Raw genomic sequence first — 22700 nt, 5'->3', positions numbered from 1 at the left:
GCTGAAGGAAAAGCTGAAGGGGAATATAATAAAGCAGTAGAGGTAGCAAAGAAAATGTTAGCTCAAGGTTGTAATGTTTCTTTAATTTCTAGTGTAACCGGTCTTGATGAAGCTTTTATTAGTTCTTTAGAGTAAACATATTTCTTGTAAAATTTACTCTGCTGTTTGAAAAATCATTTATAAAAATTCTGAAATAACAAAAAAGTTTTTTATACACAGCTTACCTCTAAAACTAATAATAGGTCTATCAGAAAGATTGTGTAAGTATGATATCAGTTTGTCAATGCCAAAAATATTGTTTTCTGAATTGATTTATCATCTGGAAATACCCCTTTATTTTTAATAATTTGCCGATTGGCTGATTCAATAGTATTAGTAGTATACATTGCCTTTCTAATCCCTTCAGGAAAGCTAAAAAGCGGGGCTATACCTGACCAAAGACGTTGCCATATGTCAGAAATTACTGGATATTTTTCATCCCATTTTTTACTAAAGTTTTGTAGCTCTCTAATCCTTTCCGCCTCGTTTATTGCTGTATTAATTTTCTTTAAATCAGCTGTTACCGATTTTAAATCTTTATATGATACGTACTTGGTAGAATTTCTAACCATATGTACGATGCATAATTGTACAATAGTCTTAGGAAAAATACTATTTATAGCTTCAGAAAAGCCTTTTAGACCATCTACGCAAGCAACATATATCTTTTCAATTCCCCTGTTCTTTAGCTCAGTTACCACTTGCATCCAAAATTTAGAACCTTCATTCTTGCCAACCCAAATACCAAGTAGCTCTTTCTTACCCTACATATTAACACCTATAGCTATATAAACTGCTTTATTTATTATAGTGTGATTGTCTCTTCCTTTAACATATATGCAGTCAAGATATATTATCGGATATATACTATCAAGGGGACGATTTTGCCAATTTATAATATTCTCCAAAACTCCGTCAGTTACTTTAGATATTAACTCTGCAGATACTTTGGTAGAATAGATTTCCTCTAAATGTCCTTGTATCTCCCTTGTGGTCATACCTCTTGCATACAGAGATATTACCTTTTCATCAAACCCTTTAAATTGTCGCACTCCCTTAGGAATTAATAGGGGTTCAAATTCTCCTTCTCTATCTCTTGGAATATCTACTATTATATTCCGACCATCTTTATCTATTATAGTCTTTTCATAACTACCATTGTGTCTGTTTTCAGATTCTTTCTCATCCTTGGAATGCTTCTCATATCCAATATAAGATTCCATCTCTTTTTCTAGAATCTTATTAACTAGTTGTTTTTTTAACTCTTGGAATATCCCATCTTTGCCAAAAATTTCTGATGGATTGCTTTGTGACAAGAGTTCTGACACTACTTTTTCTACAGATTGATTTATTGTTTTTGGTTTCTTCTTCATATTAACCTCATGTAAGTGTTTTTTCGTAATCTTATTTTTACTACTTTTTTCAACTTACACAATCGTTATGACAGACTCCTCATAATACTAAATTAGCGATTTAAAGGGGTATTGTAATAGAATTTTTCTTTATAAGGTATTCCTTTATCAAATAATTGAAATCTTTTAAAGATACCATTAAAATGGCTTTTATATTTTTGGATTTAAATCAGGTTTGTAAATTCATTTGTAATTTAGTAATAGGGAAATTACCCACAAGTTTTACATAACAGGTAAGATCCGGTAGATTCATGATTTCAGATGGCATGACTAATAACTTCCTTTTTTCTAAGCTATGCATATTCACTCCATCACGCACGGTATTAGAGCCATAAGAGAGATTTTCTTGAGTCTCGATTATTTCTTGCTCACCAAGCATTAAAGCTGATTTATGTGCTGTTTGTTGATCACTTACTCGAAAAATAAATTTACTGCCAAATAGATCAAGTATTGAGCTACTTCCTGCATAGCCATATATCTCCTCTAATTGATGAATATTCTGCATACCTGCAACAATGCAGCCACCATATTTCCTGCTTTCAGCTAACGCTACCCCTAAATAAGATATCTTTTGTAAAGCTGGTAGTTCATCAATCACAAACCACATATTACTATGAGTATTATTGATGTTTCTTATTCATTAATGCTTTTTATGCTAATCCATGCAGCAATAAGTGGTCATAGCATTACTCTTTGATTAGGAGTCGCTGTGATAAATAACCAACCTTCCGTGCTAGTAACCACTTTCTAATACTAAAACTACCATTAGGCTTTAAATATTGCAACACTTCAATATTTTTACTAAAAGTTGCTTGAATACCTGAAGAAGTCTCAGGTGCACTACTGCTAATTATACCAGACACTAAACTGTTTTTAAAACTTCTTGCAAATATCTTTATTATTTGCATAAAGAATAGTATTTATTAGCTTTTTGATATCTTGACTAATCTTAATCCTTCAGCTAATACTAACTCAGCACTTTTAGTAAAAAAATCATCTGATTTTGGATTATAATTACTAAAACTACTTGCTATATCATTAAAATCCCAAATTTCATGACAATCATTCCAGGGTAACCAATGCTCAGTACCATCTTGCAAGAGATTCAGTAACTTATCACATTTTGGATCAAAAAATCTATCAGTAAAGCTACCTGTTAAATCAACAATGATTGCTCTATCTCGCTCTTTTCTAATCTGAGGTAATAGCTCATTTAACATGTTAGTTTTACCTGTAGTACCGGTAATACCTTTCAATATTTTTAACTAATAGGCAATCCAGAAAAACAAATATTAGCAGCTTGCTTGTTTTTATAAAGCATTGTAGCTAAAGTTTTAGCTTCCACAAAATCTGCTCCCCCTGATCTTATCTTGGATAACAGCTTTTTTACCTCGATACATAAAAAAGATGATAGCAGTAAACATACCAACAGTAAAAGTAATAATCTAATCTTTAAATTTTGTTCACAGAACCTAATTGCATTTCTAATTCCTATATTTTTGTTCTATATAAATAAAAGCCCCCTACACATTGACACAATCTTTGCAGAAGACTCAGCGATTTTTATTGTTTAGCTATAATTCTTCCAATTTTGCTCTACATGAAATCACAAACAGCTCTTAAAAACACTTCATAAAGTAGTGGCGATGAAATATCTTAATATACTTCTATTGTTTCAGTAGTAGACATATTACCTAAAACTCTAGTTCCTGTAGAACTAGCTATGTTAACCTTATTAAGGCCATCATAAAAATCTTCAGAACTAAACAAACTTCTTATATCTTGGATATAATCCTCAATATCTTCTTCCCTAACGAAGCCTAAGAACTGACATGTTGATTTGACATAACTTTTTACTTTACCAAACCATGAACTATCTCTATCATCATCAAATTTAGATAATAATTTATAAAAATTTTTGTTTATATTATTCTCACTTTGTACAGCTCTATCATTAATTCTTCTTGCTATTAATTCCTGTGGTGATAATAAAAATTTATCTGCTGATAATTTATATTTTTCGCCTGTGATAGATCTGGCAATCAAATCAGCAAGTAATAATGAGCTATTTACTTCTGGAACTTGACTAAATTGGGCATTATGACTAGATCCACTCGACACAGATGGTTTTAAGTAGTCACCGTAGTCACTAAAACTGCTACTGGAAATAGTAGTATAATTTGGTTTATTTATGCTGTTATCGCTCATTAAAGCTTCATGCTCAAATGATAAAATTGATTCAGCTTTTGTACTAGCAACTTGGTTTTCTTCTGGAGGATCTTCGAGCATTACTGCATCAATTGCCTCTTGCCTGGTCACCTCTTTTGTAGTACTATCTAAAGTAGCCATTAAACTATCTTCTGTTCCATCTTCTACTGTTTTAGTGGATTTTTCTGACATTTTATAATAGTTATCATTGTTACCATTATTTTTTACAGTCTCTTCTGTACCAGTAAATATTTGATTTCCTGATATCACTATATTTGATACTACTTCAATAATATTTTCTTTTAGCCAATTACATCCATCATTTATTGATGATGAAAGACTGGAAGCAACACTGCTAGTCATATCATTTTCCTCCACTGCCCGATGCACTCGATGGTGATGATTATTTTCACCATGATGGTGGCGATGATGATCCACAATATTACTACTATCTACAATTTCTATTACTTGTTCTGTAATCCCTAAGTAATTACTTATTTTTTCTTGTAATTCTTGTTGATGGTGCTTAATAAACCTCTCTACCTGGAATACTATATCATCTCCTTCCAAACACCTTACTATGTGATGAATCAGTTTACTCTCAATGACATTTTCAAAACATGGTCTAATATCTGCTAATAATTTTGATGTTTCATGATTAGGGTTTCTTGTTAATGCATCACTATAACTTTTTGCTATTAACCATATTAAAGTCGCTGCTGTTTGAGAATTACTTAATATTCTCTTCAATTCTTCTTTATCATAACTTTTAGAATCTACAAACTGCTGTTGTTCTGTTACCGTGTTAAATCCTAAACAATAATGACTAACAGCACTATCTATACTACTAGTCAATAAATATCTCAAACCATTTACTATGGTGGGATTTAATTGTCCTAATTGCTGAGCTATTTTAGTAGTTATAGTAGTTTTATTCAGTAATGTTTTTTGGTCTATATCATGTAATTGATGCTGCCTAGAAGGAACCTGCTCCAATATATTACTACTTCCTTGCACAACATTTTTATATTCTGGGTCTTTAGGACTTTTTGATTCATCCATATGATAACATTTAGGATGATGCACTAAGACTTTATGATTATAATGTTGTGACCAAAACACACTTACATCACTCAAATTCAAATATTGTGCTTGTTCAATATTCGATAATGGAGAAAAACTATAATGACAAAAATATGATTTTGTACAATTTAACAATGTCTCTTTAAATATTAAGTCTTCATTATTAGAAAGACAGTTTTTTGCATATTTGATCTCTTGTAATACTAACTCTTCATCTTGATTATATACGTTTAAAATATATGTAGTGCCATTAATTATCAATGTACCTATCTTGCTATCAGGTAATTCAACTTTAATCATTAAAACGCTTTGAATATCATTATCCCTATTATACCAGTTATATTTTGTTTTAGGTGTTCCAAAATGAATTAATTGTTCTGATTTATTAATATCTTCTACTTGTATATCTTGAAAAAATCTCTCATTAATATGTTCAAGCTTCACAGTATAGATTCTTGTATTATTTTTTTCGGTATATTTATATATTAATTGTATATCATTTTTTGTATCCCCAGGTTCAGTTCTAATAATAGATTTGCTATAATTATCATAGTATTTAGTAATGTGAATAGGTCCTTTTAATGTTATTTTAAAATCTTTTGTACTACCTTTTACTATTATATTACCATTATTACCAATGCTTATTGCATCTAGAATAGTTACATTTTTAGCATCTACTGTTAATTTATCATATATTAAGGGATTATGCAGTACTAAATTCTGTTGATTTTGTAATGATACTTTTGAAACTATTATATTATCATTATATTGTATATGAGATACGTTATGCTGTATACAACCTATATAATTACATTTATGTAATACAATGCTGCTAGAATTAGCAGTATCCCTTATTAAAATAGAATTGTTTAGGCCTCTTGTTACAATAGTCTTGCTTAGGCAATTAAATTCATATTGACTAGTAGTAGCGCAACTTTCACTAATTGTATTACAATTAATATTTACTGTAATATTAATGTGTCTCACATTAGATTGATCAGATAAAGTAATTTTATGCATAGATGTAAGAGCATGCTTTTTAATCTGGATAAAATTGTTAGTAATATGGTGTGGATTTTGTTCTATTATTTCATCGTATGTGATAGAATCAATCTGTATTTTTTCTAAGCTGGTGCTACTAGATAGCAGTATTATTCCTGCAATGTCTACAAAGTTTATTTGGTTTTCAATTAATGAAGTAAAATGTGAGGTAGCGTTAGCATATTTAAAACTATCTTTTAATAATCTAAGTGACAGAGGAAATATTTTACCATTAGATTTCTGAAAAACAAAAATTATGCTATCAGATAAATTATATACAGTTGAATTATTAATCTCTAGAATATCTTCCTTTAAAGAAATTTGACTGTTACTAAGTGTAGTACCAACAAAAATAGATATAGGATTTCCTCTATTATCTTTAAGTAATTTAGTACAATCAAGATTATTTTTTAGAGTAGCATAAATTTTGGTTTCTTTAATAAAATAATTAATGTCATTAATTTGTACATCACTATACCTAAAATGATATAATGTTGTTCCATTATTACTAGAATTAAATTTTATTATATTCCAGTTTGTAAAATTATGCTTATTAATATAATTATAATAAACACTACTGTTATAATTGACGTTTTTTAAAACTTGATTGAATTTTAAATCACCTTCTAATTTTACTACATTATTATAACTTACTACCTCAATATGCTCGTTATCTTGAGGTAGCGTATTTATATTTTTAACAAGCTCTAAGACAGACTTCTTATCTTCAATGGTTAGTATTCCATCTTTGCCATCTTGTTTCCCTTTTATGGATATGATATTTTTTGCAGGATCATTATTAATTTTACACCATCCTTGGACCGTGCTACTACTACAAAGAAAAATAAAATGTTTAGGAAAACCTCTACTAGTAAAGGTCATTTCATCTAGTACAGGTTGTAAATCATCTACTATAAAAGTATAATATGATTTGTACTCAGTATGTATAGCTTGTAAAGATATTGTAAAAGGTCTGTTACTAAAATGTCCAGTATGTATAATAACGTCATAAGCATTTTTATTCTTAATATTAATTCTCCTAATACTAGGTGCTTCTAGTAATATTTTAAAATTTAGCACATTATGACTTACTTCTATATGAGGATTATGCAAGCTATGCTGTTTATAGCCTTTGGCATATAATATTTCTGTATTTGGAATATCTATAATTAGTTTACCATTTATAAGAAGATGTTCTAAGTTAAGCTTTAAATAATCTTTATTTTTTAAAACAATACGACCAGTAATTGTATCCTCTGAAGAGATGCTTTTTATTTGCATATTGCTTGTGTTACCGTTTATATAAGCATTATATCGTTCAAAGAAATTTCTACTTAAAAACTTTATACTTGTAGAGCAAGCATTATCCTCTAATGCAAAAAAGCTAATACCGTCTATATAATAGTTACTAACTACACGCTTGCTATCATCATTTAATATAAAACTATGATTTCTATTACCAAATAATCCAAACTGATCTGGATAAGGTTTATGATATATCTGTGCAGTCACCACATATGGACTAGTGACATTAGAATTACTTTGTTGATGATTATTTAACTTACCTAGCCCAGTTAATCCTTCTTTAGTAAAATGTAATTTCATATCTCCTTCATTAGGATCAAAATCAACATAAATAGATTGTTTTTCTGTACTATTATTGTTACCATAAAGTGCTGTAAGACCATCACCAGATATTTGCAATGGGGCAGCGTTAACACAATTATTATTTGGCTTGTCACTAATTACAGAAGAAATTCTCTTATAACCCGAATTCTTTTCTAAAAAGACATTGTCCTCCATGCAGAAAAGACTATCTTTAGGTTTAAACTCAACCACAGTATTTCCTGGATGAGCTTCATCATATAACATTTTAGGTACTTTAACTACTACTAAACTATAACTAATATTTGTTTGAGCACTTAATCTATTTACTAATGATAAATTAAAATCAACTAGTTGTCTTTCTTCAAGTATTGATTTTAACTTTTCTTGTGAAAATCCTAAATTCATTAAGAATGCTTCACCAAATGGAATATCTAAGTGGTATTGCTTACGTAATACTATTGCTCCATAAACTAATTGTTCTGCCATCAACCCTACCCATAATGGTCCAAGCGCTAACCCAAACAACTCTCCAACCATTAGTCCTATGGTAAAATATTGCTCGCCTAATTGATGTTTTATAATACCAGCCTCTTCTGAATCAGCAGGCAAGTTATTTAATTGCTTATGTAATTCTATAATCGAATGGATTGTTAATATTTTAAATATAGGATTTATTACTGGTAATCTTTTAAGTAATACTATTCTACTTTCAGTTAATACCATCTCTAATTTACTAATTAGTGAATCATACATCTTATTAAAAGCCATATCCCCTAATATCATTGCACCAGTCTTTTGCACTCCTTCAAAATTACCAGTGTTTATCGCTCTAATGATATCAGGCAAGAAAAATAATGTTTGACTAGTTATCCCAAGTGAATGGGCACGTGTAGCAGCTATAGAGTGTAACTCCTGCACATTCTTTAGTGAATTTTCTCTTAGTTCAGATGAAATTTCTGGATTTTTTATCATTTCCTTTTCAAGAACTTGCCAAGATAAATCAGATAAATCTTGAATAGTAATAGATGCTGATGTTTTTAACTTGTTGCTAACATCGTTATGGTAAGAATCTAGTAAACTTTGTGTATTTTCTGGCATATTATTAAGATATGCCGTATCTACCCGGAAGTTATGTTGTTGTACTAAATTAACCAAAGATTTACTTGTTTGTGGAGTTAGAAGTGATAAAACATGATGTAATTCTTCTACCCTAATGGAAATTCTTCCTGAATATTTGGTAAAAAAATTCTCATGTAATGCCGTGAGTTCTGGTACATTACCGTCTAAAAAGAATAATTCTCTAATGACTTTTGCTGGTATTCCTTCTATGTTGAAGAAAGGTCCTTTGTCAAGTAATACTAAATCAGAAACTACTTGATCAGGATTCCAGAATTTAGCTTGCTTTATCTCATGGGTAATTTCTTCTGGTATATTTTGCTTTAAAGTAAATAAGTCATATTCTATACTATTACCACACCATTTAAAAAATGCTTCGGCATATAATTTTATATCTGTAAAACTTACTCCTTTTTTGGTTTGAAAGCTTTGCCTATAGTTCAAATCTTGACTATATACATGATAACGATGCCCATCATATGATACTAATAAGGAATGTTTACCATTATCAAATAACCAAGCACGACGTGATAAATCAACCGCTGCTCCTACTAATTCTAATACCATATCTTTAGGATATTTATTAAAGAAGCCTTGCGCTTCTTGATAATGAGTTTGTAGTAATTCTTCTTCTCGCAAACTATGATTTATTTCTCCTTCACTAATTATATCTCCTATATTCGTCACATAAGTCAGAACATTGTCTGGCTTGATGTTCTGATTAATAGGCACTGGATGCTCTAAAGCTACAAGATATGCTATTTGAAAGTATAACCTTGCATTAATTTTAGACTGTTCTGAAACCATCCCTTCTTCCAATGGTTCATATGGGAATATCTCTTCATTTTCCTTTTCTTGACATACATCACGTTTAAGACGATTCTTACTAGAGGAACGAGTAGAACAGCTTGGGCCAGGTGCTTGTAAAGCTATATTATCTCGTTGCGCCTCTAGATTTTCTATATTAGACATTACTTTTTTTGAAGGTGAATCACTGCTTGTGAATTTTCTCTTTACTCCAGCCCCAAATGTTGTTTCCACATTAGTGTCATCTCCAGTTCCAGTTTTTTGTTGTTTTATAGGACTCCGAGATTCTTCATCTGATGTGTAATGCGCTACCGATCCAGTGAATGGAGTGTATGTTATTACATCATCGATAGATTGTGCTTGTTCATTAAAGTTTAGTGCTATACCGTTTATTGTTTTTGCATCAGTAACAGATTTAAGATATTTTGCATATGCTTGGCCTTGTTGTACTGCAGACACAATATTTTTTACATTAAATTTAAATTCTAAAAGCACAATTTGATCATTATCATCGCTTATTATTCCATCCACCCTTCCATGTCCTAAACTTGACTCTGGTTTGAACTGTGTTAAATACAAACCATGCATTAAAGATTTTACCCCTGCTTCTTTATAACTAGCTATTAAATCTTTTGTGTTAAAGAATAATTTTCTAAGTGCAACTAGTGTACTTGTATCAACACCTTGAGAAGGAGAAGTCATAGAATTAGAATAGATTAATGCATACAACAACTTACCTGTATCAATCTCTATATCATTACAATTGTATTCTATATATTTTGTTAAAGTATCAAGATTAGTATTAGTATGGTCTTGTATATCTTGGATTGTAATATCTTGTAGATAAGAGTTTAATTTATCTTTATCACTAAACTTTTTATTGGGAATTTGTTTACCTTGATTGTTTGTAGCTTTAGAGTTGATAATAAGATTAATTCTTTGACCTGTATAAATTTTTTCTTGTTTTTGAATTTGTATAACTAAATTTTCTAGTTCTTGTTGTGTAGTAGTTTTGATAGGAATACTATTTTGAGTTTGAGCTCTGGTTTTACTGCGTGTACTACCTAATGCTGATTGAGTATGTTGTAGTTTATCATATGGGAAAGCAATTCCTTGATCAGTATCAGTAATAGTTAGTATAATATTTTTATTATTATGTTTAAATGAAAAGATAGTAACCTTTGTATTGGATAATGGGTTTAGCTCTTGTTGATCCACAATAAATAGTTTTTTGTTAGAAATATTATTTTGTGATAACAAATTTCCTAGTAGTACTAAATCTAACAATTCTTCACTACGGATTGAATAGTATATATTTTTCAATAAGCCTTTAACTTCAGTTTTATCATTAGAGTTGACTATTTCTGATATAAAGCTTTTAGTGTCATGTCTTCGTAAGCTCAGATCTACCTGTATTCTTTCCATATTACTAGCTCTATTAAAGTTGAGGCCTACTGCTATTATTTGGTCATGCTGAGTTCTTCCATATAGATTGTAATTATACCCTTCATTTTTTATTTGATCTATTGCTGCTTGTGCAGAAGTATATTCTGTATCCCTTGTTTTAAATTCTCCAATTATACAAGATCCTACATTAGTAATTACGATGTCCTGATCAACAAGCATTTTACGAAATATTACTTCTATATCTAAGAATCCTTTACCTACACTTTGTTCAACATAAGTATCTAGTGCATATTTATGTTTATAAATAAGTGTAAATAGCCCATAAGTAAAACCATGTGGCCCCGCTTCTAAGCTAGGATGGATACCAAATTCTTTATTACTGTTATATAATTCTATGAGTTTGCTAAAAAATGCTTCTATATTTCCCTTATCTGCACTAGCTGGATTGGAAATTAAATCTAGCATTCTATCAAATGTTATGTTATCGTTAACTTTGTTTAGCTGTAAAGGTCGAACTTTAACCATATTTTTGGCATCTTTTCCACTTGAGCCTTTTTTACCTAGCTCTCTATTATCTCCTAACTGAGTATCAAACTTGATGTTTAGGTGTAACATTTGTGAGTCTACTTGGCTTAGATTTATATGAGTCTGTTTGGTTGTCCTGGCATTATCTCCAAATAGATGGTTTTCTATAATCTCAATTTCTTTATCTGAATATTTAATAGCGTCAGGAATACCTCTTCTACTCTCTCCAATTGATATAGATCTTAGTATAATTTGATCACTTACTTTAAAAGCTAATTTTAGAACCTTAGTTTTAGATTTGTAATGGACATTCCCGATACTAAAACAAACGTCATTAACTTCAAGATCTGTACCTAATTGAGTATTTTGAATACTTAAAGCCATAGAGCGAAAAAACTCAATCCAAAACTCTATATTACTGGGTGCTCTCTCATTAGGAGTTCGATCTAATACCCTTTGAAAATACTCCTGAAATTTTTCTAGGTCATGTAAAAAATAAAATACTAACTCATGATTCATACAATTATTCCACAACGTTATTTGTTAATTTTTTGACTAGAGATTAATTATGATACAAGATCAAGATTATCAACACTTCCTTCACCAATGGTACCAACAGTCACTTCCTCTTGAAGATCTTCAGTATAATAGTTTTGATTACCTAAATTAATTTGTAGATCGCATATAGGACTTGCTTCATTATTTTCTATTAAATTATTTTGATTTTGCACGAATTTATCTAGTAACTTATAAAAATTATTTGGACATTTTGTCTCAGAAAATAAATTTTTAAATGCTGCTACTGTTTCTTTAGATGGATTAAACCATTTAATCAATAAGGGTAAATCATCTTGTGCTGCCTCTTCAAAATAACCATCAAAAATAACTTTGATATCGTCAGAGAGCATCAGTTTCTTCTTAAATTGAGCAATCTCTTTAGGATATGTTATACACCTCTCAATAACTTTATCTGCTAGTTCAAACTGATCTTCTATTAAAAAATCTGTACAAACACTACAGCTATCTTCTTGAGGAGATAGCATCCATGTTTTAAATTCCTGTACTTCTTGTTCATTGGTAAAAGACCAACCAATAAATTTATCTAACATTTTAAAAGAATGATCCTTTGCTATTAAAGTAGAAGTTAATGATCTAACATCACATGATAAATTGTCATCTTTATACATACCACTTTTAAATTGTACAATTTGTTGTTGGTGATTCAAAAAACACCAATTTAATACTTGATCTAACAATTCGTATTTATCTAACTCTATTAATGAACTAATTAATTTTTTGCTAGAACCTAATTTAGGAAATTCAGCTTTAAATTGATTAATTACTTTTAGATCACCCTTAGCACACCATTTGAAGTGATGCTCTAGCTCTGTAAAATCCACTTTATTGTTGGCAATAATTGATTCTGATGTAGCACTACATTTGATGCGTGCAAAATTTTGTCTGAGTTGATCAACCTCTTCTTCAGATTTACATGCCCAGTTCATGAAATATTCTATCTTATCTAATGCTTCCTGTTCTAAAAAATGTACAGCTATTTCGTGTCCTTTGTTTTTTATCATTCTTTGTTTTAGCTGACTCATATCTTCTTCAGAAGAAAGGGTATATTTAATAAATAGTTCTAGTGAATCCCATTGATCACTTTGAATTAAATTAGCACAATGTCTAATACCGTTATATCCAAAGATTATATTTTTCTTTTGTTGTGTATTTAAATCATTAAATATTAGTTCAATTATATCAATATCTCGTTTCCAAGATAATGAAAATATCACAAGTCCTTCTAATGAACGTCCGTTTTCATGTTCAAAAATAACGTCTTTTGAACACTTAGAGCCTTCTTGCCATAATTGTTTAAAAATAGATTTATATTGATCATATATATACCTACTCTCCTCTTGAGAATTCTTAATCTTTTCTTTATTTATCTCTTTTAATATGTACAAATATGATAATGGACTCATAATATCCAATACGTGAAGTGCAGTTGGTAAAAAATACTCCTTCCATAACCAATCATTTAGAATACTAACTAATATATTACCAGAACATTCCTTAAAAACCTCTTGTTGTTGCTCATAATTAAGATTTGACAATAAAGAATATCTTAAATCTTGATTACCTAATTTTTTAACTAATGATATAATATTTTTAGCTTTTTCTTCTCTACTTAATTTATTCCACATATATCTTATTGGTACTTCATTAAAAGTTCTATTAGCCCAACCATTATTATTAATTAATAACTGTATTATATGTTCATTAATACTCATATTGCTATTAGGTCGATTATAATTATAATAATATGATGGGTTATATAATTTTGTATTATCACCTGTAATATGTGCTGTCCAAAAATATACCATTGGATGTATGTCAAGCTTTACAGGATTTAAATAATCTGGACCTATAACATTAGGAGCAATAATAGCAATTTCATCTTCTAAACAACAAGCACAAGCTAGTTTATATTTATGATCATTACTTAAGCAACTATCCTGATTAGCTAAAATGTTTTTAGCTGTTTGAGCATAATCAATTTTACCTCTTGAAGTCCATGTAATATGACTAATTTGATCTACTGCAGAATATTTAGAATGTTCACTAGTGTTAAATATATGTTCATCATGATATCTAATCCAGTTAAGTATAGAATTGCCTACAAGTGGAACTATATTTGTTAACTTTTTGATAATAGGGTTAGCTAAGAATAACTCTGATACTTGAGTGACAACATTATTTTCAATTTGTCGCCATTTAGCACTAAAACCACTCTGTCCTAGTTTAATATCACTATAGAACAAATTCACTATTTCTTGTTGACTATTTTGATTCATCCATAAGTTACTAACGATTTTAACCATAACAATATTCTGTAGAGAAGTCATGAAGTCATATTTCAGTGTACCCTCTTCTGATAAAATATTGTCATGCAGCATTTTACCTTGTTTAGTAATTTGTGTATGACCGATGGTCTCATCGAACTTTCTTTTCGTCATATTTTTTAATATTTTATTAAATTGTGTTCTAACTAAGGAACTTCACCAATTCCAAAAATAGGTTCTAAAAAGGGAACATCGTAATATCCTGGATTTTGTCTCACTCAAGATCAAAAGTAGATGTTATTTCTGTATCCTTCATAAGACCTCTCTAATTACCAATTTAAATATTAACCTAGCTTATCTCTTTTCAAAATAACAACGTGTTTTTAGTTTATGCGACGGTACCAGTTTACGCATGACCGCCATTGATAGTACCCTGCTATTAGAGCACTTATACTCTCATACGCTAATTCTAGTGTTACATTAAAAATCTAATTTGTATAGTTAAATTATTGATTTAATTACAAAATAAATTTGACTTCTACAATTTATGCAGCATTCATGATGATTATAATAATGAACAGTTAAAACCATTTATATGGAAAATGTCATTAAACAAAGATTAAAATTAGAACAGAAAAAAGCTCAAATGATTATAGAAGAAGCAAAAATGAAATTAAAGAAAAGAAAGCTTGCACCCGCTACTTGATAGAAATGGGAGGATTAGTTGCAAAAGCAAAACTTGACTGTTTACCAACTAATTGTCTACTTGGAGCTTTGGTATCACTGCAAAATGAATTGATAGTACATCCAACTATTCAAGATCAATCGACCCAACAGGCAAAGATATTTTTGATTAAAAATTAAATAATTAGTACACATCATCTTAGCGTATTGGAAAAATAGATCTTCTCTAAGTCCATATATGTATATTAATTGATCTAGATATTAACAAATGTACATTTGGGCCACCATTGTGTAACATGTTTTTGGATCCGCAAACAGCAAAATGAATCCAGATTATCAATTATTTGCTCTATAGTACCTTAAATAACCAATATTAAAGCATTTAATTCCACAATCAATTTTATAAGTTAAATCTCTTTTAATTGTTTTTGAATGTCCAAGATTTTAAGGTGTTTGGCAAGAAATAAAAATATTTCTGAAAATTTCTAAAGTTATTTTTTGTATTTTATTAAGAGGTTTAGCTTTGATTGTTTATGTTATGTAACCGATCACATAATTTTATTAATAATAAATCTTTTTTATTCTGTTGATATAATATTCTAACCATTTTTGCTGAACTTATTTTCCTATCCTGCTTGATTCTAGTTAAGTCTTCAACTTGATTTGCAATTTTATTACCAAACTCTTTAGCAATTATTTCTTTGGTAAGCTCGGTATCTTCTATGCAATTATGCAGTATAGACCGATCACATAATTTTATTAATAATAAATCTTTTTTATTCTGTTGATATAATATTCTAACCATTTTTGCTGAACTTATTTTCCTATCCTGCTTGATTCTAGTTAAGTCTTCAACTTGATTTGCAATTTTATTACCAAACTCTTTAGCAATTATTTCTTTGGTAAGCTCGGTATCTTCTATGCAATTATGCAGTATAGCCGTAATTATTATATCTGTCCTGAATCAGTAATCAGATCTAGTTGGATAAAAGTTCTTTTGGCGATAACTTTGTTAAAATAACTGCACCATCCCATTATTCTAAGGTTAAGATTTTCAATTATTTTATCGATTCTCCATGAGAAGCTTCTTTTCCATTCAATCATTATTCGCTTTTTAAATGATTTAATAGTATTCTTTGGACGGTTTGACTAGTAGTGTTACACCTCTTCTTGTACTTGTGGTATTATATTAACGAATATTAAATTCTAGAAAATCAAAACCTTTCTTGATATGGAGTATTTTGGTCTTTTCTTCTTATAATGTTAATGCTCTAATATTTAACCAATCATTGATTCTCTTCTTTGTTTAATACAAGAGTTTTCAGATTTTGCACAAATGACAAGGTGAGTAGACCGAAGGAACCTCCCCTTCAGTCTCTCGCAGAACGATGCATAGACCTCTCAGCTTACACCGCTCCCATTATCCAAACCTTGATCCAAGTCCTAACTTCCAATGAACAAATAGTCTAGGTTGACGCTTTCGCACACACCCGAACCAATTCCTTGCTCGTTTCTTGTAACCTTGGAATCTTTTGTATTTCCTCATCACCCAACGTGTTAGAAAATGCTCCATGTTAGGTAAAAATGGATACATAGCCGATTTATAATATCGTCCATAATAATTTACCCATCCTTGTACATATGCATTAAACATCCTCGCTAGGTCAGTAATAGTTTTATCACTTCGCAGATGTATTCTCCAACTCCTTATCTCCTTTCTGATACGGTTTGCAGCTTGCTTACTAATTGCAGGTGTAAAGTTAACAAAAGTTTTACCATATTTATTCATTGACAATCGTGGTCTAAATGTATAGCCAAAAAAATCAAAGCTTTCATACTCATAAGAGCCTCCTCGATAATCATCTTTAAAATATACTATTTTTGTCTTTTCTGGGTGTAGTTCAAGACTACACTCTTTTAGTCTAATCTTAATCTCCTCCAGTACTTTCTTAGCCTGCTTTTGTGAACTGCAATGTGCTAAAATATCATCTGCAAAATGCTCAAACCTTACTTCCGGATAGTGCCTTCTCATCCAATCATCAAATGCATGATGCATGAAAATGTTTGCCAACAAAGGACTTGCTACTCCTCCCTGAGGAGTACAAGACTGCCTTTCTACTAATTCTCCACTCTCCAATTGTAAACGGACTTTAAGCCACCGCTCCACATAAAGATGGATCCACTTCTCTTCGCTATGGAATCTTATGGCTTTCATCATTAATTGATGATCCAAACTATCAAAGAAATTCTTGATGTTCAGATCAATACACCAATCTTGCTGCCAACATCGCTGCCTTGCTCTTGCTACTCCAACTGCATCCAATGCTGATGTCTTAGGACAATACCCATAAGAATCTTCATGAAATTTTGGCTCCACTAATTGCTCAAGCTGATCTTTAACCACTGCTTGTGCAATTCTATCTGCCACAGTTGGAATACCTAACAAGCGTTTGCTACCATCTGATTTTGCTATTTCTACCACCTTTACAGGTGGAGGAAAATACGTACCAGATGATATCGGGTTAAAGATTATCCTTTAGGTTTAATGCAAAATCTTCAATTGATTCTTCATCAACCCCATAGGCACCTTTGTTTGCTTTAACTCTTTCCCAAGCTGCCATCATACTTTTCTTGGAAATACAAAATGGTTTTGTTTTATTCAATTTAGCTCCTCCCAATTCTTATTAGTTGACTAATCAATAAAACGGATAACTCAGCCCCTTTGCTCCAATACCTTTCAGCAGTTTCATCACTACTACGAGCCAATCCGCCTCTATGTACTGCTTTGGTACTCAGATACTCGTGGGCTTTCCACTCGCATCGCTCCCTTTGCATCAATACACAAGTTCCCACGTTCCACATAAGAGCCTAAATCAAGTTCATGCCACCTCTATGCCGGAGACCACTTGACCAGTAAACAGGTTCCCGCCAAATTTATCCTGAGTTAACGACTACCCATCAGTTTTGATCTCATCTATATGCTTTCGACACTTCAGCAGTAGTTTAATCACTTCATCTCCTTAATTCTTACCTGATACCTTGCAAGGTACCTTTTCTCTAAAAGCTCACCACCTTGACTCTTAACCAACGCAGCTTAGAGTGGTTTGAAGCCTCTTCCTGTAAAACGGCTTCGGAAGGCCTACTTCCATCTCTTATTATAGTTACGTACAAATTCAATTTACATTTATGGCTTCATGTAACTTCCGTTGCACTCGTGCACATAAGCATCAACATATCTTACTAAAGCATATTCAGATTTAGGATGGAGATGATTATATTTATTTATTGTAGATTATATTAAGTATGTTCTCCATTCCATGAAGAGATATATTTAAAAGTATAACCCCTCCTTGGGGAGTACCAACAGTTGTTTGGATGAATTGATAATTTTCCATTACACCAGATTTAAGCCATGCTTTAATCAGATTGCGTGCTGGAAAATTTTCTACAATTTTCAAAAGAAAATCATGATCGATATTATCAAATCTTCCTTTAATATCAGCGTCCAATATTCATCCCCTAGTTGTACCAGGACAAACAATAGCAGAAATTCTCTGTATTGCATCGTGGGAGCTACGTCCAGGTCAATATTTTAGAAGTTATTAAATCTGTATTTGCTTGATAAACTACCTTTGGTTGCCCTTCTATAATATTATTTTTCTCACCTGCTATTAAATATACTACTTCCACGCGAGACTTTACTATTGCTTGCATCCTACCATCTAATACATGATCTATTATCTTTTCTAAATTTTTCTTTGCTTCCGATAATTGCCACTTTTTTATACATTACCTACGATTTTATCAGTTTTGCTTTAAGAATAACAAATAATACTAACTCAACCTTACTGGATTACTCCTTAATTTTTACTCAAATACTATAATATTTCAATTAATCTTGATTTCGCTAATTTTAAGTAATTTGTCTTCTTGCTCGACAATAGCTGGCACTGTTTTTATTTTAGAACGAGTAGTTAGAACGCCACCTTGATCAAAAAACACTCGCTTATTTAACTTTTTTGCCAGCCTACTAGGATTGTCATTAGTAAGTACTAATTTCCCTATTTTTGATTTAGCCCACTTAACTTGCTGCTCACAATCTCCATCAATAAATATTAATGCTTCTCCCCAGCTTATTTTTTCTAAAGGATTTACATTTGTATTAGCTTTTACTATGATGTTTCCCGTTTGATCTTTTATATCTGTCTTTTGTATAAAGCTTGGATCATGGTACCAACTTCGGTTTGTGCTTGCTTTTGCTAAAGCCCATACCGGAGTGGGTCTAGAGATTTTTTGCTGTACTTTATTTTTCTTCCTGCATTTTCTCTAAATCGCCATTGTGTTTTACAGTTTGAAGTTTAGCCATAATTACCTCTAATAAAGACTTTTCAATAATAAGAAATACATGACTTCTAACTCCATAATCTTTAATTTTAGCATTTCTATCTGTTGCTGTACTGATTGCATAACATTACTTACCTGTAATATAACTAAAAATAGCATAATGAGCTTATGGCAATAATTTTTAGATTTAAATACCCAAAATCATATTTTCCCATAAAACTTTAAGCCAAGCGTCTCTCTTCCAGTATATTATTGATAGCATCTGTAACGCTCATTCCCGCAATCATTCTATCCTCTATAACTTGATAATCTCTAGCATTAGTAGAGGTCAGCATCAGAGTAAATGGGTCTAACATTAACTTTGCTATAACTCCGTGAACACTTGGTCCATAAATTGCTGCTTTACTATAATGTGGAGGGTTTGAATGAATAGACTGCAGTAAATTTAAGCTTCCAGTCCTCATCGACAAAACCTGCAAGTTTAGGGTTAGCTCTCATTGCTTTAAAGCTCTCAGGATTTTGCTTGAGAATAACTTTATGTGATGAATTCTCAAAAGCTTTTTCAGCAGCAGATCCTGACTCCCGAAAGTAATCAGTTAATTGCTGAGTAGCAAGAGTTATTGAGCCATTATATTTTCTTGCTATTCTTCCTACTTCTTTCAATAAATTCCCCAAATCTTTTACCGGATAATAACTTCCAAGCTTCGTCTATCATGATTAAAAATGGTTGCTTTCTATCTCCTTTAACCATTGCTTGCTTAATATGAACAATCATGATTTGTATAATTACTGCAAGCAGTGCCGGCCTACTACGAAGATGATCAGTTTCAATTACTACTATATCTGAGCTTAAGGATAATTTTGCCTTACCACTAAAAAACTTGCCATATTGACCATCTCTGGTAAATGGAAACAACATATTACCAAGTTCTTGTACGTAAGACTCTTCTCTTTTAAGCAACCAATCTGCTATGTCAGTTATCTCAGCTCTTGCTCCTTTTGCTTGCCAAACAGCTCTATTAAGGCTTTTTGTAGAATTGGTTGTTGCAAATCATGATGTTTTGGCCACTAACTGATTTGGTATAATCTGCAAACCAAAATGAATCAGAAAATTTGATCTAATATATTCATCACGTCTTAGCTCATTGCCTCAAAACAAATCCATTGCTGATAATCGCCACTCGAGCGGTCTTTTTCCTGCCGTTAAGCTTATAAAGAAAAATTACCGGGTAAAATTTGCTCGAATAATATTTCATATTGGTTAAGTTCAGGATGTTCTTCTTCCCTCCATCCAAAGATTAAACGGACAAATTTTAATAGCAATGTTGCATCAACATTATAAGTAGCAAGCCCAATTGATTTAAATGTATCTTGCAGCACTTCTCTTCTTGCAAGTCATCTCATTAATATCAATCGTGAGCGTAGGAATAGTTACAGACATTAATAAAACTACATCTTTGATATTTCCCTCTTCCTTTGCTTTTTGCTCTAAAAATTTTGTTCTGCTAGCCGCAAGCTCAGCAAAGATTATATTTTTTCTATGTAATTGCCAGTTATCTAGATATTACTTAATGTGATCAGAGTCAATCATCAATAGCTGAAAACTACTCCCTACCGGTAAATTCTCATAACTTTTTAAAAATTCAGCTATTTCTCCTTGAGCTCGCAAACTTGCCCCAACCAGTGGCGCCCAGCCAAGCATTACAAATCCTATTGAAGCCTTATTAAAAAATAAACCACTATCCTCATCATATGATTCATAAACAAAATGTCTAGATAGTCTTTCCCGAGCAAAATCTTTATCGATTCCTGATATCATTATTATACTTCTAAAGCATCTAGCAGAGCATCTAGATTTAAGATGGGGCTTATCATTATTATTTGGATTAAACATATTCTGATCAGCCATTTTATTTACTTCATATAAAGATTTACATTTTAGTCCTTGAGGTGCTGGGCAGTCAAAATCATTTCTATATGGCATTAATTTACAACTAGAAATGCTAAAACTTAACATTAATAACAAAAGCAGATTAATTACTATATTATTCATGTTGTTATTCTGACTGCAAATCAATATCTGTCATTAATCATCATTATCCGGAGTAAAATGTTCTTGCAATTTAGTTTTTGTATTAGAAAAACTTGTCACTTTATTATAATTTTGATAATTACTATAATTTGTTCTATTTTGCAAATAATCAGTAGTAGTTGGTGGTAGTAATCTATCTACTTTGGCAGTATCGTTATTATCTCTTAAATCAAAACCTTTTTTAAATACTACATCTATTACTCTACCTGAAGCTACAACAATTACCGGACTCATGCTTTCTGCCCGTTTAATTGCAAAATCAGCAAGTTTTTCTAAAGCATTACCAGTCCCAGCATAAACACCGGCTTTAAGAGAATCCTAAGCTTTTCAGGCATTTTGTTGGCCGGTAATCGGTGACACAGGAAATATGCTATTTGTTGCCTGGTTCTGGAAAAACTGTGCTATCCCGCAAGTACGCAGTTAAGCACAGCCATCCTTGCTACATCTGATGATCTATCAACTACTATTCCCTTAATTCCAGGCCTACCATCTTCTCCTATTAACCATCCTTCTACTGATTTTTCAATTATCTTGCCGTTACGATTTAGTAAAGATACTGTCTCTAACCGGCATTTAGCCCACTCTGATGATATAGAAACCAATTAAAATTGCTTCTTTGATTTGCTCTGTTTTATAATAAGCCTTAACATTAGGCGAAGCTGCATTATTAGTACCAGTTCCAACCACCACTCCAGTAAGCAACAGCCATAATGCAAAGCTGCCAGTAGTAATATAGTCTTTCACATCTTTTTTTAGCTCTGAGTCAGCTCTTCTTATATAACAAAGTGATCTTTTTACTGGAGCAGCAGCAGTGCTTTGCTTAAGTTTATTATCTAATAAGTCTTCTATCTTTTTATCATTATTAAAATCATTGCCATAATATAATTAGTTTCTTCAAGAGGATTCTCTAATGATTCTAACTTTTGACTAAAATCATCAATTTTAGTTTTAGTTTCTAAATATTTATTCTCTATTAGCTTCTCTAAATGGTTCTGCATGTTTTTAACTTCATTTAATATTTCTGCAGTCCATTTAGCCCTTGGATCTATGGCTTGCTCTATTCCTGATATTTCCCTTGATTGTCTATCTTCTTGTAGAGCCCTAGACCTCACTTTCTGACAATCCATAAAATACCAAAATCATTATTACTCCTATGCAAGCTAGAGTAACTAATGGTCTGGTCTGTTTTTAATTATCTCTATGAGTCCTGATAATCTTTTACTAAATGTAGATGGTAATTTATGATTCTCTACTTTACCTTGTACTTCTTCCTGCTTATTGAAATCTTGATCCATTGCTTTTAATCAATATCTTAATTATCTAACTGATTTTCATCCCGCTAGAGACCCACTCTAAATAAAATCCTAAAATAATACCAATAGCTACAATTGTAAATTACCCCTGACCACTGCCCAGATTGATGATAAAATCGTTGCCCCTGGATATTCCAATAGTTTTACCGGTAGAGAGCCACAAGGAGCATCAATTAAA

The 22700-nt window shown here is 31.2% G+C and carries 10 protein-coding genes and 8 pseudogenes; 2 read left to right on the top strand and 16 right to left on the bottom strand.

Features of this window, described 5'->3' with window-relative positions:
• Positions 1–135, top strand: a pseudogene (locus MB29_RS12095) (Rpn family recombination-promoting nuclease/putative transposase); the annotation flags it as partial.
• Between the two features lie 137 nt (positions 136–272).
• On the opposite strand, the pseudogene MB29_RS12090 reads toward MB29_RS12095, so the two are convergent.
• From MB29_RS12090 to MB29_RS00070, 5 genes and pseudogenes are all read right to left on the bottom strand, one after another.
• Positions 273–1412 (bottom strand): annotated as a pseudogene (locus tag MB29_RS12090) (IS256 family transposase).
• A gap of 208 nt (positions 1413–1620) precedes the next feature.
• Entirely contained in the window at positions 1621–2058 is a 438-nt protein-coding gene (locus tag MB29_RS13280; protein ID WP_215426120.1) for a type IV secretion system DNA-binding domain-containing protein, read from the bottom strand.
• Positions 2059–2137: 79 nt separating this feature from the next.
• Positions 2138–2671 (bottom strand): annotated as a pseudogene (locus MB29_RS13275) (type IV secretion system DNA-binding domain-containing protein).
• Between the two features lie 436 nt (positions 2672–3107).
• A complete protein-coding gene (locus tag MB29_RS10955) occupies positions 3108–11765 on the bottom strand; it encodes a hypothetical protein (protein WP_215426118.1) in 8658 nt (2885 codons plus the stop codon).
• A 47-nt stretch (positions 11766–11812) separates the two neighbouring features.
• The gene (locus MB29_RS00070) at positions 11813–14263 is read right to left on the bottom strand and encodes a hypothetical protein (protein ID WP_032138567.1); all 2451 of its coding nucleotides are present in this window, start codon (positions 14261–14263) and stop codon (positions 11813–11815) included.
• A gap of 421 nt (positions 14264–14684) precedes the next feature.
• Here MB29_RS00070 and MB29_RS09320 point away from each other — a divergent pair.
• A pseudogene (locus tag MB29_RS09320) lies at positions 14685–14946 on the top strand (conjugal transfer protein TraD).
• Positions 14947–15290: 344 nt separating this feature from the next.
• Here the strand turns inward: MB29_RS09320 and MB29_RS12080 are convergent.
• The 11 genes and pseudogenes from MB29_RS12080 to MB29_RS13555 all read right to left on the bottom strand — a co-directional run bounded on the left by MB29_RS12080 (position 15291) and on the right by MB29_RS13555 (position 22504).
• Complete coding sequence (locus MB29_RS12080) at positions 15291–15578, bottom strand: HD domain-containing protein (RefSeq protein ID WP_051965264.1); 288 nt, start codon at positions 15576–15578, stop codon at positions 15291–15293.
• Positions 15579–15593: 15 nt separating this feature from the next.
• Positions 15594–15719: pseudogene (locus tag MB29_RS13920) on the bottom strand (HD domain-containing protein); the annotation flags it as partial.
• 2 nt (positions 15720–15721) lie between these two features.
• Entirely contained in the window at positions 15722–15901 is a 180-nt protein-coding gene (locus tag MB29_RS13915; RefSeq protein ID WP_407690034.1) for a group II intron maturase-specific domain-containing protein, read from the bottom strand.
• Between the two features lie 292 nt (positions 15902–16193).
• Positions 16194–17255 carry a group II intron reverse transcriptase/maturase gene (gene ltrA, locus MB29_RS07760; RefSeq protein WP_233418792.1) on the bottom strand — a complete coding sequence of 354 codons (1062 nt, stop codon included), beginning with the start codon at positions 17253–17255 and terminating at the stop codon, positions 16194–16196.
• Positions 17256–17295: 40 nt separating this feature from the next.
• Positions 17296–17436 (bottom strand): hypothetical protein, encoded by a 141-nt coding sequence (locus tag MB29_RS12075; RefSeq protein WP_233418791.1) that lies wholly within the window; start codon positions 17434–17436, stop codon positions 17296–17298.
• A 615-nt stretch (positions 17437–18051) separates the two neighbouring features.
• Complete coding sequence (locus MB29_RS00040; protein WP_032138565.1) at positions 18052–18282, bottom strand: reverse transcriptase domain-containing protein; 231 nt, start codon at positions 18280–18282, stop codon at positions 18052–18054.
• Positions 18283–18346: 64 nt separating this feature from the next.
• Positions 18347–18487: a hypothetical protein gene (locus tag MB29_RS00035; protein WP_233418790.1), complete on the bottom strand. Its 141-nt coding sequence runs from the start codon at positions 18485–18487 to the stop codon at positions 18347–18349.
• Between the two features lie 174 nt (positions 18488–18661).
• Positions 18662–19332 (bottom strand): annotated as a pseudogene (locus MB29_RS13910) (conjugal transfer protein).
• Positions 19333–19338: 6 nt separating this feature from the next.
• On the bottom strand, positions 19339–19473 hold the full coding sequence (locus MB29_RS13905; protein ID WP_407690033.1) for a hypothetical protein: 135 nt from the start codon (positions 19471–19473) through the stop codon (positions 19339–19341).
• A 97-nt stretch (positions 19474–19570) separates the two neighbouring features.
• A pseudogene (locus tag MB29_RS09305) lies at positions 19571–20936 on the bottom strand (TraC family protein); the annotation flags it as partial.
• A 238-nt stretch (positions 20937–21174) separates the two neighbouring features.
• Positions 21175–22504, bottom strand: a pseudogene (locus MB29_RS13555) (TraB/VirB10 family protein).
• Between the last annotated feature and the right edge of the window lie 196 nt (positions 22505–22700).

Origin of the sequence: Rickettsia tamurae, assembly GCF_000751075.1 — a bacterium.
In the GTDB taxonomy this organism is placed as follows: domain Bacteria; phylum Pseudomonadota; class Alphaproteobacteria; order Rickettsiales; family Rickettsiaceae; genus Rickettsia; species Rickettsia tamurae.
This window is presented reverse-complemented; position numbering and strand designations above follow the sequence as displayed.